The sequence below is a fragment of the Acetobacter cibinongensis genome (assembly GCF_000963925.1).
GTDB classification, from domain to species: domain Bacteria; phylum Pseudomonadota; class Alphaproteobacteria; order Acetobacterales; family Acetobacteraceae; genus Acetobacter; species Acetobacter cibinongensis.
Window position 1 is genome coordinate 126573 of record NZ_BAMV01000018.1, and the last position, 15557, is coordinate 142129.

Sequence of the window (15557 nt, forward strand, 5' to 3'; positions counted from 1 at the left end):
TATCCCTCCGGCACGCATGTTGTGTCCCACGCAACACAGGCGTAAGCCTTACCCCATATGCTTACGCCCACGTCCTCCGGTAGAGCTTAAGGAGTGTTTTTTACACCTATGATGCATTCTCTTGAGCAGTTTCTTATCTCCACCACCTCATCGCCTCTCGCTCAGATGCTCATTGTCATTCTTGCGACATTCATCCTTGAAGATGCCGCAACAGTTCTGACCGCCATTCAGGTAAAACTTCATACTCTCAACACGCTTGAAGCCTTACTCGCCCTTTATATCGGCATTGTTCTGGGTGATGTCGGACTATACGGGCTGGGGTTTCTGGCGGCTCGATGGCCACAGGCAAGGCGCTGGGTGCAAACACCAGAGCGGGACGCACAGCGCCAATGGCTAACTGGTAAACTGTTCAAGGTTGTGTTTATCAGCCGGTTCATTCCCGGCACGCGGCTGCCGCTCTATACTGCGTGCGGCTTCTTCAACGCAGGCCTGCGTACCTTTACGTTAGCCACGATTGCCGCAACGCTTATCTGGACAACAGCTCTTTTTGTGCTCTCACTGAAAATTGGAAGCTTTATCCTGTCACATCTGGGTGCATGGCGCTGGGCTGGCATTCTCGGTTTTGTGGTGGTTATTATTCTCATGGGTCGGCTGGCGGCCCGCATGCAGAAACAGGGACAATGAACAAACTGCCCACCACACCACACTCCGCGCACACCACACACAACTCGCCTCTTTCAAGCTTCGAGTTCTGGCCAGGGTGGATTTTCTACACACCAATTGTCATTTACTGGGTTCTGCAAGGCCTCCGATACCGGGATTTCAGCTTGCCAACAGCCGCCAACCCGCGCATTGAAACAGGCGGGCTATGCGGTGAAAGCAAAAGCAGTATTCTGGATATGGCTGGTCCGGTTGCGAACCAATGGATCGCGCCCTATGCGCTCCTTAAAACTGGCTCGAACGATTATGCACGCGCAAAGGAAGTCTTGCTTCAAAAGAGCTTGAGCCTTCCCATTGTGGTAAAACCCGATGTTGGTTGTAATGGTACGGGCGTAAAGCTGGCCCATACTGAGAATGACCTCCGCGCAATTTTGGATGCTTTCCCGCGCAACACCACGCTCATGCTGCAAAGGCTTATTCCCTACCGGCACGAAGCAGGCATTTTCTACATCCGCCATCCAGATCAGGCCACAGGCATTATTTCCTCTCTGACTTTCAAAGATATTCCAGCCTTGGTGGGGGATGGCCACAGTACAGTACTGGAATTATTGAAACAGGACCCACGGACCAGCCTGCTCCTCTCCATATATACTCCGCGCCTAGAGCACCGACTGCATGAAGTTCTTGAACACGGTCAAACCCTTGACTTGGTTTTCACGGGCAATCACTGCAAGGGGGCAATATTCCGGAATGGTGCGGCAGATATCACACCAGCCCTGACCAAACGTATTGATGAAATTATGCAGGATATACCTGATTTCCATTTTGGCAGGGTGGATGTGAAATTTGAATCCGTTGAAGAACTCAGGAACGGCGAAAAATTCGAAATTATAGAAATTAATGGCGTGGGCTCAGAAGCCATCCATATCTGGGATTCTCGTACCACTCTTAAGGAAGCCTATAAAACGCAGTTTTTCCACTACGGAGAAACGTTTCGTATTGGCGCAAAAAAACGTCAGGCCGGATGGAAAACAAGCGGGTTATGGCATGGGGTCAGACTATGGCGCCAACAAAAGCGCCTTTTGGCGTCCTACCCCATGAATGACTAACAGTCTGCCCTTCAGGCAGACTCTCCGGCTTGGACTTCTTGCCCCAAACGGGAATGCTTGCGACCGTAAAAACGGTAGCAAGCCCATCCGCAAACGATATAGGTAGCCAGCAGAAGCGCAGGCACCGGATCTCCTGCAAAGAGTGCCAAGGCCATATCAATAAAGAGGGGAGCAGCCATTATCAGGCAAAATATCATGCCGAGCAGCGGCACGTACCCTACCCAAAACCCTTTAATGTAAAAACCGCCACCCGGCACAGCAAAGGCCCGCGGGCTATCCGGCGCAACGTTGCGTATCCATATCACGGTAAAACAGACAATACCGAAAGCTGTTGCCGTGCCCAAGCTTACCAAATCGCCAATGATATCAATAGGGAGCAAAGCCGTTGCAAGCGCGACCACGGCTCCCAGTAGAATAGTCCCTATCCATGGCGTCTTGAACTTGGGGTGCAAATTACAGAAAACAGGCATGAGCAGGCCATCTTCTGCCATAGCGAAAAAAATACGGCTTTGTGCATATAAAAGCCCAAACAGAACCGAACAGAGACCGACAACCGCCCCTATCTTTACAAAAACCGCCAGCCAAGGCTGTTGCATTGCATTAACGGCAATAGCCAGAGGGTCAGCTACGTCAAGCGTTTTCCATGGCACAACGCCAATCAATACAGCAGCAACAATAATATAGACCACTGTGCAAATAAGCAGAGACACAACAATGCCTATGGGAACATCCCGGCGTGGGTTGCGTGCCTCTGAAGACGCTGTGGAAACGGCTTCAAACCCCACATAAGCAAAGAATATAATGGAGGCTGCACGGAAAATTCCTGGCAGTCCATACCGGAACCCACCTTCATACTTGGGTATAAACGGTGTCCAGTAAGAGGGGTGGATAGCCCATAATCCCAGCGCAACAAAGACAACCAACACCCCAACTTTTAGAAACACAATTGCGGTGTTGATGCGCAGAGACTCTTTAACACCAAGAATAAGAAGCCCTGTCACGACAAGGATTGAAAACGCCCCGACAGCATCCCCTTGCCAATGCATACTCACATGCCTATGTGCGCCATCAAATACGACCTGCATGGCTGTGGTGCTGAGTGCGTGCGGAATATGAACACCAAAATCCTGCAAGAAACTGACGGCATAACCGGAAAAACCAGCGGCAACCCCGGCACAGGAAATGCCGTATTCCAGCAAGAGAAGCCAGCCAACCCCCCATGCCCAGGCTTCCCCCATGGAAACATAAGCATAAGTGTAAGCTGAGCCGGATACCGGCATTGCTGATGCCAGCTCTCCATAAGACAGAGCTGTAAAAAGGCAGGCCAAGCCCGCTACAATAAATGAAAGCAGAATAGATGGCCCGGCGTAATTGGCCGCAGCCGTACCGGTCATGACGTAAATGCCTGCCCCAATAGTGGAGCCAACACCAAGCATTGTCAGTTGAAGAGGGCCAAGCGAGCGAGAAAGACGTTGAGCACCATTTTCCTGCTCGATTCTCTCAAGTGATTTACGACGAGACCGCCCCTTCTCCGGGCAGGATGAAATCCCCATGAGAGTATGTGTAACCTCCAAACTGATGCCAGCGTAATTATTACGATACCGGCTCATATAACTTCAAGCAGATAAGCCGCCACACACTCTGTGGCGGCACAAAAATACTTCGGATTTTAGAGTGAGAAATGAAGCAGGATAAGTGATATTACCCCTGCCCCCATGCAGTAATATGCAAAGGGAGAAAGCGCCCATTTATCGTGATTCCGGAAATAGCGCATCAGAAAGGCCGTGCTGGCCAAGGCAACAACGCCGGACACAATAGCCCCTACTATAGCAAGATGCAGTTCGCCCGGCGCCAGCGGTACGGTGCGCATTTTGTATGCTGACTTCACTGTTGCGGCCAGAATAACAGGCTCCGCCATAAGAAAAGAGAACCGAGCAGCCGTCTCACTCTGTAGGCCACGCAGCAAACCAGCACAGATTGTTGCGCCCGAACGGGACAAACCAGGAAAAAAAGCAAAACACTGGAAAGCACCAATAATAAGAGCGTCCGCTACTGTCATGTCTGCCACTGTGGCAACACCCCTGCGTGGGCTGGTACCGCGCAGCTTTTCAACAAGCAGAAGCATCAGGCCATTCAGGAACAGAAAAATGGCGACTGGCGTTGCAGACCCGAAAAAATCACGGATCATGTGCTCGAACAAAAGGCCGATAAGGACAGCAGGAATGGTGGCCACAACAAGCAGAAAAAGAATATACAGACTTTCCGCCTGAATACGCGGCCCCAACACACCAGCGGCACCTTTGAAGAGCGCAAGCCAGTCTTTCCAGAAGAAGACCAGCAGAGCAACAGATGTGCCCAAGTGCAACATGACCAGAAAAGGCAGAAATGACAGGCTATGCAGGTCGTAAGACCAATGCAGCAAAGCTGGCACCAAAACAGCATGCCCTAAACTGCTGACGGGGAAGAGTTCCGTCGCACCCTGTAGAACTGCTATGAAAATCGCCTGAAAAAAAGACATACTCACCATACCCAAGATCTGGCCAGACCAAGCCTGTCCTTGCACCAAGAGCCGGTATGCTGCAAGCATTCATGCACACTTAGGCACACAACAAACCGCCTTGAACGGAGAAGACGCAGTTATGACCACCCGAGGCCGCGCAGGCGCCATTCTCTTTAGCTGTGCCGTTCTGGCAGGAACATGTGCGTTTGGCCTGTATGCAAAAACAACGCTCTCGGCGCCAGGCCACGCCCAATATGACCTTGCTGCACGCTTTGTTTCAGCCAACGGCCTCGCACGGGGCGCCGATGTTAATTTGGCAGGTGTGACTGTTGGAAGAGTAGCGTCCATCACGCTTGATCCGGTTTCACAAATGGCCATTGTCAAGTTCAGCGTGAATGCGGATCTCTCGCTTCCAGAAGATAGCGTGCTGACTATTGGTAGCAGCACCTTGTCCGCAGATAACGCCTTACAAATTGAGCCTGGAGCATCCAAAACACATCTGGCTCCGGGCACACTCATTACGCACACCATAGAGCCCTCCAGTCTGGAGCAGCAGGTCAGCAATTATATTTTTGGTGGCGGAACGCTGGAGCAGTGAAAAAGCTAGCCTTTTCAGGTGCATCTCTATTTTTGTGACAAAAAATGTGCTGAGCGCCTTGACGCCCTCCCCCGGTCGGGGTAGATCAGCCCCACCGAACGATGGCGGCGTAGCTCAGCGGTAGAGCAGGGGAATCATAATCCCTTGGTCGGCGGTTCAAATCCGTCCGCCGCTACCATCTTCGGTTTCCCAAAAATAAATTACGTAAAGCAAAACAGTTTTATGTAGCTGCCATTTGAAAATAGTTACGTGCATAATTTTGCACAATAGTTCTCTCAATATAAAAAATGCGGCTCAGACGAGAGCCGCATTTGCCGTTTTTAGCCCTCAGAAAGTTCTGGCTGAGGCTGAATGTCTGGCTGAGGCTCATCGCCCCGCACGGAAACATTTCCGTCTTCAGCACGAGCATACTGCCCGCCTTCCCCATCTTCATCCTGCGCGGACACACGCTGCTGGCGTGATGCCTGACGCTCGGCCCGCTCCTGCTGGCTCTGCTGCGCAGCCTGGGCCATGGCATTCATGATACGGAAATAATGCTCCGCATGCTGAAAATAGGCTTCAGCGGCAACACGGTCACCTGCACTTGTCGCGTCACGCCCGTGTTGTAGGTATTTTTCAAAAAGCTGCTGAGCCGTACCTCTTACACGAACATCAGGACCATGGCTGTCAAACACATGATTGCGGTTCATCGGGATTTGGCCGTTTAAATGCCGGGAAGAACCGCCGTTCCCACTACCGGACCGATGATTGCGGGTGCGCATCCGTTTTACATTCATGAGCTATCGCAGCACTTTCACGTTCATGGCGTTCTGCATGAAGAAACTGTCTTATGCTTCAAAAGACATATTTCCTGATTAAAAGCCGAATTTTCTGTCTGGACGGGCTTCTTTGCAGCATAGGAAAAACCAGTGCTGAACTCAGTGGCCCTTAAGGCTTTACCCAAGCAATAAAAACAATTGCATCCGGAAAAAGCCTGCCTAACCATAGCAAGCTCGCACCATAAAGCCAACCTGTTTTATATGCCGTGCGCTACACCCTGCCCTGCAAAACAACAGCACGAGGAATTCCACCAAAATCCGCTCTGGTTTCAAGAGTGTCAAAACCAGCGGTTTCCGCTATCTGGCTGAGTGCTGGCCCCTGGTGAATACCTATTTCAAAAATTGCCAGACCTTCAGACGTCAAACGCTCTGGCAGTCGACTACACAGAAAACGGTACGCTTCCATCCCGTCTTCTCCTCCGTCAAGAGCTGCAACAGGTTCATGCTCCCTGACCTCGGGCATTAACTCCGCCAAATCTGCTGTCGGGATATAGGGGGGATTGCTGAGCACAATATCAAACTGATACGTGGCCAATGCGTTATCCCACCTGCCCGCCATAAAAAAAGCACGGTCTGACATCTTGCATCGCTTGGCATTTTCAGCAGCAAGACCCGCAGCAGCCGGGTTTAAGTCTATCCCTAGCCCCCAAGCATTCCTGTACTCGCTTAGCGCTGCAAGGAGCAGACATCCTGTACCGGTCCCCAGATCAAGTATGGAGAGCGGCTTTTCACGGTCAGGCATATGATCAAGTAAACAGGAAATAACGGTCTCACTATCCGCTCTGGGTATAAGCGTGGCGGGGGACACGCCTATATCCAGCGTCCAAAAGCCCTGTACCCCGGTAATAAATGCCATAGGTTCCCGCTGTACCCGCCGTTTGACATAGGACAGGAAGGCCTGTGCTGGCACTGGGTCCTGCGGAGAGCGCATAATAAGGCGTTCCAAACTTTCGTGCAGAGCATGTGCCATGAGCAGTCGGCTCTCCCGGCGTGGCGAGTCAATTCCTGCCGCTGCGAGTTGTCGTGCCCCTTCTGCCAGAAGCGCCCCGAACGGCTGGAACTCACTCTGTTTTTCTGCTCTACTCACGACGTGACCTTTGTTTGGAATGGTACTGAGGCAATGAGCCGTTTTACCAGTTTTTCTACTTTAGCCACGCTGTTCCTTACAGCGTTGGCTTTGCTGCCCAACCCTGCATGGGCTGGGGAGTTCACTGTGACCGACACTAAAGCAGAGTCCGAGATTTCCGAACTGACCAGAGTGTATGTGGACGGAAAGCTTGCTGCCTCTTTCAAGCTTGATGACAGTCATCAGGAGAAAACCGTTATAATCACCACACCACTTGGTCGTGTTGACCATAGCTATACCCTGTGCGGTGAGATCACCATCCGGACACCTGAAGGCCGCGTAGAAACGCATGAGGTCAGCAGTGATGGCACACTGCATAACCCCGACCACCACCATTTTTACGGTATTGGCTCAGAAAACTTTACCGAGTTCTTTCTACTCGACCCGGATGACCCCACCGCTGCCGAGCACCACACAGCCCATTCAGGTGTGTGCGCACTGCCAGTCAGTTAGGCCAACAAGCACGCAGACTGACTAGAACCCTTCAGCGGCCAGCAGTTCAGCCTGCTCTTCCTGTGTCAGAGCATCCACAAAGTCATCAATCTCGCCAAGCATGATCTTATCGATCTTATAGAGCGTCAGATTCACGCGATGGTCCGTCACCCGCCCTTGTGGAAAATTGTAGGTTCTGATGCGTTCGGACCGATCACCCGTACCAACCTGAGACTTCCGGTCAGCGGCCCGCGTTGCGTGGGCCTGTGCACGTTCCTGCTCGTATAGCCGCGCCCGCAGGATTTTCATGGCTTTTGCACGGTTCTTATGCTGGCTTTTCTCTTCCTGCATGGCCACCACAATACCGCTGGGTATGTGGGTAATACGTACAGCACTTTCGGTCTTGTTAACGTGCTGCCCACCAGCGCCGGATGCACGATACACATCGATCCGCAAATCCGTGTCCGCTACAGTAACGTCCACTTCTTCTGCTTCAGGCAGAACCGCGACAGTTACGGTTGAAGTGTGGATACGCCCCTGGCTTTCCGTAGCAGGCACACGCTGAACCCTGTGCACGCCAGACTCATATTTCAGCCGGGCAAACACGCCCTTGCCCGTAATTTCTGCAATACCCACACGCAAGCCGCCCAACTCGCTCTCGTCATATTCCATGACTGAAAAACGCCAGCCTCTCAGGTCAGCGTAGCGGCGATACAGATCAAACAATTCGGACGCAAACAAAGCAGCCTCATCGCCGCCTGCCGCCGGGCGGATTTCCAGAATAGCACTTCGTTCATCCGCAGCATCCTTAGGCAGCATGGCAAGACGGACATTCTGGTGCAATTCTGGCAAACGGGCCCGAACATCATAGAGTTCGGCCTCGGCCAGTTCCTTCATTTCCGGATCGTTGAGAAGCTGCTCAGCCTGGACCGCTTCCTGCTCAGCCTGCCGGAGCGCGGTGATCTGCGCTACAACCGGTTCAATCTCACCGTACTCGCGTGAGGCCTGCGTAAAGTCATCTCCACTAATACCGCTTGCCAGCAGGGCTTCCAATTCAAGAGCCCGACTGACAATTCTGTCCAACCGTTCGTCAAGTGTCATGGAGAGACGGACCCAGTCGCAAAAACCGCCTTGGCATCAGATAGAAGGCGAGCGTGCGAAATTTCTTCTTCCTGTCCTGTCGCCATGACCTTAACGCGGAAAGCACCCCGCGCCAGTTCATCTTCACCAACGAAGAGGACATGGCTTGCGTTCTGCTTGCCTGCACGCTCCATACGTTTGCGCAGGGAACCACGATACCCGATTTCTGTGCATACACCCTGCTGCCGCAAACCCTGCAAAATCTGGAACAGAGCTGCCTGATCTGGTGACCCAACCGGCACAATTACAACAGACTGCGCTGCAACAGGTGCCGCCTGGAGCAACATGGACAGGCGCTCAACGCCCGCAGCCCAACCGATGGACGGTACTTCTGGCCCACCCATCTGTTGTACCAGACCGTCGTAACGACCACCGGCCATAACCGTGCCCTGTGACCCCAGCTTACGGGTCACAAACTCAAAGGTGGTATGGTTATAATAGTCCAGGCCGCGCACAATGCTGGTGTTGACCTGATACGCAATACCAAACCCATCCAGCGTCGCCTGCAAGTCCTGCCAGAACGCTTTTGCATCCGGTGTAAGGTACTCGGCCATCATTGGGGCATTGGCCACCAAAGCGCGGTCTCCAGCGTCTTTGCTATCCAGAATGCGCAGTGGGTTCTTTTCCAGACGCGCCAGACTATCTTCTGATAATTTGTCCTTATACCCGGAGAAATAAGATACCAATGCCGCACGCCACGCATCCCGGCTGGCTGTATCCCCTAAGGTATTCAGCTCAAGCGTTACATCGTCCGCAACGCCCAGCGCTGTGAGAATCTGGTACCCAAGAGCTATAGCCTCAGCGTCCGCCAGAGGCTCGGCCGCACCCATGAGTTCCGCACCAATCTGGTGAAACTGCCGATAGCGGCCTTTCTGTGGGCGCTCATAGCGGAACATGGGGCCCGCATAAAAAGCCTTTTGTGGCAGGGATTGCGTCAGCCCGTTTGTCACCAGCGCACGGCAGATAGCGGCTGTGCCTTCAGGCCGCAGAGTAAGGCTATCGCCATCCCGGTCACTGAAGGAATACATTTCCTTGGACACAACATCCGATGTATCCCCCAAAGACCGAGAGAATACGCGGGTATCTTCAAATATTGGGGTAGCCCATTCTTCAAACCCGTAAAGGCCAGCATGATGCCGCGCGGTTGTCACCACATGGCTGTAACGCCGCTGATCTTCACCAATAAGGTCGTGTGTGCCTCTTACAGACTGAATGGTGCTCACAGATTTTTCCCTGATTAAACGCCACACCCATCATTCCAAAAATAACAGGCATGGTACTGTCCCAAATTCTAAAACATTCAGACAACGCAGTGAGTGTGCGGTTTAACTCTTCCGCACACTCTCCAACCGGCTTTTTATTTAGCGGAAGACATCTCAGGAAGCTCAGGCGCTTTACCTTCAGCTTTTTCCTTGGCTTCCTGTTCCTGAATTGCGGCCACACGGGCTTCAACCAGTTCAACCACATGCTCGATCATGTCAGCACCCGGAATCGTGTGGTCCTGCTTGCCTGCTGAATAGACCATGTGACGGCCAGACCCACCGCCGGTCACCCCCAGATCGGTCATCAGGGCTTCACCCGGGCCATTAACCACGCACCCGATGATGGAGAGCGTGAGCGGTGTTTTAATATGGGCCAGCCGGTCTTCCAGCGTCTGTACGGTTTCAACCACGTTGAAACCCTGACGGGCGCAGGACGGGCAGGAGATGATTTTCACACCACGATGACGCAGCCCGAGAGACTTGAGGATATCCCACCCGACCAGCACTTCTTCTTCCGGCGCGGCAGAGAGGGAAACACGCATTGTGTCACCCACACCAGCCCACAGCAGATTGCCAAGACCAATGGAGGATTTCACTGTCCCTGCCCGCTTGCTGCCAGCTTCGGTAATACCGATATGGAGCGGATAGTCGCAGGCATCAGCAAGTTGCTGGTATGCTGCCACAGCCATAAAGACGTCTGATGCTTTTACGCTGATCTTGAACTCACGGAAGTCATGATCTTCCAGAATTTTGGCGTGCTCCAGAGCGCTTTCAACCAGCGCTTCCGGGTTGGGCTCACCATATTTTTCCAGCAGGTGTTTTTCCAGAGAACCAGCATTCACACCAATGCGGATGGAGCAGCCATAATCCTTGGCTGCGTTCACAACTTCCTTCACGCGCTCGGCACTGCCGATGTTACCGGGATTGATACGCAGACACGCAGCACCAGCCTTGGCAGCTTCAATGGCACGTTTGTAGTGGAAATGAATATCAGCCACGATGGGCACATTCACTTCCTGTACAATTTCTTTGAGTGCCGCGGTGCTTTCTTCATCCGGGCAGGACACGCGGACAATATTAACACCAGCCAGTTCCGCACGGCGGATCTGTTCGATCGTGGCCTGCGCATCGCTGGTCAGGGTGTTGGTCATTGTCTGCACGGAAATCGGCGCATCCCCACCGACGGCTACCTTGCCGACATGGATCTTCCGTGATTTCCGACGCTCGATATGCTGGTAAGGCCGGTAGCCACTCATCTTACATCCTTTTGTCGAGACGACAGTTTAGTCGAGCAAACCGCACCGTGCAGCACGGTCACCCATTACGTTTGTTGCCTTCCTGCCAAAATCAACGTGCGTTGGCTACATGAAAGCGCACACTGGAGGCATTCAGTGCCCTGTTATGCCCTGAAGCTGACGTGCGTTCAGATCATCCGTACTCATTTCCGGTGCCGGTTTCGGCGCAACCTTACGAGCCCGAGGCTTGGCCGGAACAGGTGGCGCAGCATTTTGACCGCTCCCGTCAGAAGCAACAGGGGCCACCGCAGGAGATACTCCGGCTTCAGGCGTAGCCGCAGAAGGAGCCACACTCTGCGCCGTAGCAGGCGGCTTGGGCGTAGTTGGTTCACTGGGTGGCACTGGAACTGGCAGAGCGGCAGTTGTTGGAGGGCCCGCCAAACTACCATCCAGCACAACTTCCGGCGTTAGCACCAGATTGCGTCTTACCGCGCCATTACGGCCCAGATGCGGCGTAACCTGTGTACCAGCACTCACAACAATACCGCCAGCATTCCCTACAGTCAGGCTGTAAGGCGCACTTTCTGACGGCACCAGCCAGACGTCACCCGACTGCATGATGTGATCATACACCACACGACCAGTCGAGTCCTTAACCTGCACCCAGCTTGCCGCGTCTGCCTTGACCGCCATCTGGCGGGCACTCGCCGCACGCTCTTCAGCGGTTGTTGGAGCCGCGGGCGGCGCTTCTACCGGCTGCGTAGGCTGTGTCTGCTGTACGCCTGCTAACAACGCTTCAGCCGGAACAGTTGTACCGGGCTTTTCAGGTGCGTTGGTATCGGTCGGCTTGGCTTCAGGCGGCGTTACAGGCTTGGGCGTAGGCAAAGGCGAAGACCCTGCCCCCGGCAAAAGCGAAGCCACTTGCGGTGATGGTGCATTTGCCGTTTTTTCGCCGGGAATAATCTCCGCAACAGGCGGCACATGCTCAGGCACCGGCGGCGCATGGCCCATGAAGTGATACCACCCCATATAAGCCCCCACGACAACCGCGATTCCTAAAGATACCGTCAAAGCAGGTGGTATATGTTTGTCTGGTGGCGGGGCTGGAAAAGTCAGTTCAGGCTTGCGAACAAGCCCTTTCCCTTCAAGCCTGTAGCGCGCCACCATGAAGGACGCATCAAACCCTATGGCTTCCGCATAGGTCCGCAAAAAACCCAGAGCATAGGCTTCGGCCGGGAACACGTTACTCCGCCCACTCTCCAATGCTTCCAGATAGGATTCGCGAATGCGTAGCCACGCAGCAACCTGAGGCAGAGTCCAGCCCAGTTGCTCGCGCCGCTTACGCAGCGCATTGCCTACCCCTAGGCTAACTGCATCAGGTAGTGAGGAAGAAGCCGCAGGGATCTCCTGCTCGGGGCCAGAACCGGTTTCAGCCATCAGCATCCATACGCCGTTTCTGGCGCACCAGCGCCTCAACAGCTTGATCAACAAGGTCTGCAATAATTTCAGCCACAGGCTGAACGGCCTTCACCAAACCCACGGACTGTCCGGCCATGACAGACCCGCTCTCAACATCACCCTCTATTACAGCACGGCGTAGCGCACCAGCCCAGAAATGTTCAATTTCCAGTTGCGCCTCTTCCTTTGACACCACACCACTCTGAAAGCGGTTGATTACATCGGCCTGATGCACCAGAAATTTGCGGCTTCCTTCATTGGCAAGGCCTCTCACAGGAATAACTGGAAAACGCTCATCCAACTGGACAGATGTCACAGCATCACGCGCATTGGCTCGCACAAAAGTATGTTTGAACTTTTCATGCGCGATGCTTTCTGCGGCCGCGGCAAACCGGGTGCCCAACTGGCCACCAGCGGCTCCCTGCTCAAGGTAAGCCAGCAGGGCATCGCCACGCCCCAAACCACCCGCCACAAATACCGGCACCTGGTCAATATGCGGCAGAATTTCCTGCGCCAGCACGGTCAGAGACACAGGGCCGACGTGACCGCCAGCCTCAGCCCCTTCAATTACCAATGCATCCACGCCCATTTTTATCAGCCGCTTGGCCAGAACAAGCGCTGGGGCAAAAGCAATCACTTTTGCGCCACCGTCCTTGGCTGCCTTGATGGCTGCGCCTGGCGGAATACCCCCGGCAAGAACAATATGCCCGACACCTGCCTGCAAGCAGACATCCACCAACTCAAGAAGCTGCGGATGCATGGTGATAAGGTTCACGCCAAAGGGCTTGTCGGTCATGGCGCGGGTAGCAGCAATTTCCTCAGCCAGACGCTCAGGTTGCATGGCACCGCAGGCAATCACCCCAAAGCCACCCGCGTTGGAAATAGCCGAAACCAGATGACGCTCACTCACCCAGGACATGGCCCCGGCGAGAATAGCGTATTGGGTACCCAGAAAATCTGTGCCGCGCTTGCAGAGGTGATCCCACTGTTTACGGGCGGCAAGCTTCTCTGCGTCAGTTGGGGCAGTGGTAAGGGGCTGTGTCATAATCTCAGGCTTCATCCAGTCCGTACGCAGTGTGCAGGGCACGCACCGCAAGCTCGGCGTACTCGGCGGAGACCAGCACAGACACCTTGATCTCGCTGGTGGAGATAACCTGAATATTGATGGAGCGCTCTGACAGCGTCCGGAACATGGTGCTTGCCACCCCTGCGTGAGACCGCATACCGGTCCCTACAACACTGATTTTCACCACGTCCGCATCGGTTGCCAGTTCTTCGTACTGCACGGCGCCACGCACACTTTCCAGCGTGCTGATAGCCCTTGGCAGGTCTGTCTTGCTGGTTGTGAAGGTCATGTTTGTGGTGCCATCCGCCCCGGTGCTCTGCACAATCATGTCCACATTCACATTGGCTTCACTCAAAGGGCCAAAAATGGCGGCAGCAATACCCGGACGGTCAGGAATACGCCGTACAGACAGCTTGGCTTCATCACGAGAATACGCAATGCCGGTCACCAGTTTCTTTTCCACTATCTCGTCCTCATCCACTACCAGAGAGCCTGGGAGTTCACCTTCAACCAGAGCCGGTCCATCTTCAAAACTGGAAAGAACCTGCACACGCACGCCCTCGCGCATGGCAAGCCCGACACTGCGTGTCTGCAGCACCTTAGCCCCGACAGAGGCCAGTTCCAGCATTTCTTCGTAAGTAATTTTTTCAAGCTTGCGCGCTTTGCTCACAATGCGCGGGTCGGTCGTGTAAATTCCATCCACATCCGTATAAATGTCACAACGGTCTGCTTTAATAGCCGCAGCAAGGGCCACTGCGGATGTGTCGGACCCGCCCCGGCCCAGCGTGGTTACGCGGCCATCTGGGCCTACGCCCTGAAAGCCAGCCACCACGGGCACAGTGCCTTCAGCCATGCACCCCAGCAGATGAGCACCATCAATCGTATCCAGGCTGGCCTTGCCATGCACCGAGTCGGTACGAATGGGAACCTGCCACCCGGCAAAAGAGCGGGAGTTCACGCCCAGCTTCTGAAGGGCAATAGCCAACAGGCCGCTGGTTACCATTTCACCGGTGGACACAATGGAGTCATACTCGCAGGGGTCATGCAGGTCTGACAGGGCATCGCAAAAGCCAACCAGCTTGTTGGTTTCCCCTGCCATGGCGGACACAACCACCAGCACATCACAGCCAGCGTCTTTCTGTTTCTTGACACGCGCGGCCACGGCCTTGATGCGCTCAATATCCCCCACGGACGTTCCGCCAAACTTCATGACGATCCGAGGTACGGAACCGGGCATATTTTTTCTCCACCAGAACAGGCCGTAAACAGACCGCTTTTTGCTCCTACCGCTCCACCTGCAAGTGTGAAAGGTACAAAAGGACGGTTGCGAAGCTCCACAAGGCGCGTCACATAGCCCTGTCGGCCCCCTCTCGTCCAGCGGGGGAGATCAGTGGATAAGGAATTTTGTTCCATGCAACCCTCCAGCCACGGCGCTGAATCCTCCGTCTCACCTGAAGAAATTGCGCGTTTTGGTGCTCTGGCAGAAAAATGGTGGGACCCCTCCGGCCCCATGCGCCCCCTGCACGCCATGAACGCATTGCGCATTGACTGGGCCTGTCGGCATCTGCCCCTTCAGGGGCAGCACAGCAGACGCGTGAGAGTGCTGGATATTGGGTGTGGAGCAGGCCTTGCAAGCGAGGCCCTGGCAAAAGCAGGACATGATGTACTGGGGCTGGATGCATCACCCAACGGTATTCAGGCCGGGCGTGCACACTTGGAAAACAACCCGCTACCCGATGGCTCCGGCCCGCTTGCCTACCGTGTCGGCAGTGCTGAAGAACTGGTAACGGAGCAGCGTAAGTTTGATGCCGTGATTGCTCTGGAAATTATCGAGCATGTCACTGATCCTGAACAATTTATGGCCATGCTGTCTGATCTGGTAGAGCCAGGCGGCGTTGTGATCGTTTCCACCATGAACCGTACCCTGAAATCCCTTGCCGTTGGCAAGATCGGGGCCGAATATTTGCTGCGTCTTCTGCCCGTTGGCACACACACGTGGCGCAAATTCATCACCCCGGCAGAACTCGGGCGCTACGCCCGCCATGCCAACCTGTCCATACAGGCCATTGCTGGCATGGTGCCATCCTTATCAGGCTGGAAAGAAAGCCGGAATCTGGATGTCAACTATATTGCCGCATTCCGGAAACTCTGAG

Annotated in this window: 15 protein-coding genes and 1 tRNA gene; 6 read left to right on the forward strand and 10 right to left on the reverse strand. The window is 54.2% G+C overall.

The window, feature by feature from the left end:
- Positions 1–108 precede the first annotated feature (108 nt).
- Both Abci_RS11450 and Abci_RS11455 read left to right on the forward strand, forming a co-directional pair.
- Positions 109–684, forward strand: a complete 576-nt coding sequence (locus Abci_RS11450; protein ID WP_371861369.1) for a DedA family protein — start codon at positions 109–111, stop codon at positions 682–684.
- Positions 681–1769, forward strand: a complete 1089-nt coding sequence (locus tag Abci_RS11455; protein WP_048839304.1) for an ATP-grasp domain-containing protein — start codon at positions 681–683, stop codon at positions 1767–1769. Before Abci_RS11450 ends, Abci_RS11455 begins: the two co-directional genes overlap by 4 nt.
- Positions 1770–1780: 11 nt before the next feature.
- Here the strand turns inward: Abci_RS11455 and Abci_RS11460 are convergent, their stop codons facing one another.
- Together Abci_RS11460 and Abci_RS11465 are read right to left on the reverse strand one after the other, a co-directional pair.
- Positions 1781–3322: an amino acid permease gene (locus tag Abci_RS11460; RefSeq protein ID WP_048839414.1), complete on the reverse strand. Its 1542-nt coding sequence runs from the start codon at positions 3320–3322 to the stop codon at positions 1781–1783.
- Positions 3323–3438: 116 nt separating this feature from the next.
- The gene (locus Abci_RS11465) at positions 3439–4287 is read right to left on the reverse strand and encodes an undecaprenyl-diphosphate phosphatase (RefSeq protein ID WP_048839415.1); all 849 of its coding nucleotides are present in this window, start codon (positions 4285–4287) and stop codon (positions 3439–3441) included.
- Positions 4288–4408: 121 nt separating this feature from the next.
- Here Abci_RS11465 and Abci_RS11470 point away from each other — a divergent pair, with 121 nt between their 5' ends.
- A complete protein-coding gene (locus tag Abci_RS11470; protein WP_048839305.1) occupies positions 4409–4867 on the forward strand; it encodes an MlaD family protein in 459 nt (152 codons plus the stop codon).
- Positions 4868–4970: 103 nt separating this feature from the next.
- Positions 4971–5045, forward strand: a tRNA-Met gene (locus Abci_RS11475).
- 142 nt (positions 5046–5187) lie between these two features.
- Here Abci_RS11475 and Abci_RS11480 read toward each other — a convergent pair.
- Complete coding sequence (locus Abci_RS11480) at positions 5188–5643, reverse strand: DUF4167 domain-containing protein (RefSeq protein ID WP_048839306.1); 456 nt, start codon at positions 5641–5643, stop codon at positions 5188–5190.
- 253 nt (positions 5644–5896) lie between these two features.
- Entirely contained in the window at positions 5897–6772 is an 876-nt protein-coding gene (gene prmC, locus Abci_RS11485) for a peptide chain release factor N(5)-glutamine methyltransferase (RefSeq protein ID WP_048839307.1), read from the reverse strand.
- 33 nt (positions 6773–6805) lie between these two features.
- Between prmC and Abci_RS11490 the strand changes: the two genes are divergently transcribed.
- On the forward strand, positions 6806–7264 hold the full coding sequence (locus Abci_RS11490; RefSeq protein ID WP_048839308.1) for a hypothetical protein: 459 nt from the start codon (positions 6806–6808) through the stop codon (positions 7262–7264).
- A gap of 21 nt (positions 7265–7285) precedes the next feature.
- Here Abci_RS11490 and prfA read toward each other — a convergent pair whose 3' ends face one another.
- The 6 genes from prfA to Abci_RS11520 all read right to left on the reverse strand — a co-directional run bounded on the left by prfA (position 7286) and on the right by Abci_RS11520 (position 14641).
- Entirely contained in the window at positions 7286–8344 is a 1059-nt protein-coding gene (gene prfA / locus Abci_RS11495; RefSeq protein WP_048839309.1) for a peptide chain release factor 1, read from the reverse strand.
- Complete coding sequence (gene hisS / locus Abci_RS11500) at positions 8341–9606, reverse strand: histidine--tRNA ligase (RefSeq protein WP_048839310.1); 1266 nt, start codon at positions 9604–9606, stop codon at positions 8341–8343. Before hisS ends, prfA begins: the two co-directional genes overlap by 4 nt.
- Positions 9607–9740: 134 nt before the next feature.
- Positions 9741–10901, reverse strand: coding sequence for a flavodoxin-dependent (E)-4-hydroxy-3-methylbut-2-enyl-diphosphate synthase (gene ispG / locus Abci_RS11505; RefSeq protein WP_048839311.1), 1161 nt, complete (start codon positions 10899–10901; stop codon positions 9741–9743).
- A 132-nt stretch (positions 10902–11033) separates the two neighbouring features.
- The gene (locus Abci_RS11510; RefSeq protein ID WP_244877659.1) at positions 11034–12317 is read right to left on the reverse strand and encodes a helix-turn-helix domain-containing protein; all 1284 of its coding nucleotides are present in this window, start codon (positions 12315–12317) and stop codon (positions 11034–11036) included.
- Entirely contained in the window at positions 12310–13383 is a 1074-nt protein-coding gene (locus Abci_RS11515; protein WP_048839417.1) for an NAD(P)H-dependent flavin oxidoreductase, read from the reverse strand. The genes Abci_RS11510 and Abci_RS11515 overlap by 8 nt, the downstream gene beginning before the upstream one ends.
- A 4-nt stretch (positions 13384–13387) precedes the next feature.
- Positions 13388–14641 (reverse strand): aspartate kinase, encoded by a 1254-nt coding sequence (locus tag Abci_RS11520; RefSeq protein WP_048839312.1) that lies wholly within the window; start codon positions 14639–14641, stop codon positions 13388–13390.
- 174 nt (positions 14642–14815) lie between these two features.
- Between Abci_RS11520 and ubiG the strand changes: the two genes are divergently transcribed.
- Positions 14816–15556, forward strand: coding sequence for a bifunctional 2-polyprenyl-6-hydroxyphenol methylase/3-demethylubiquinol 3-O-methyltransferase UbiG (ubiG, locus tag Abci_RS11525; protein WP_048839313.1), 741 nt, complete (start codon positions 14816–14818; stop codon positions 15554–15556).
- Position 15557 lies beyond the last annotated feature (1 nt).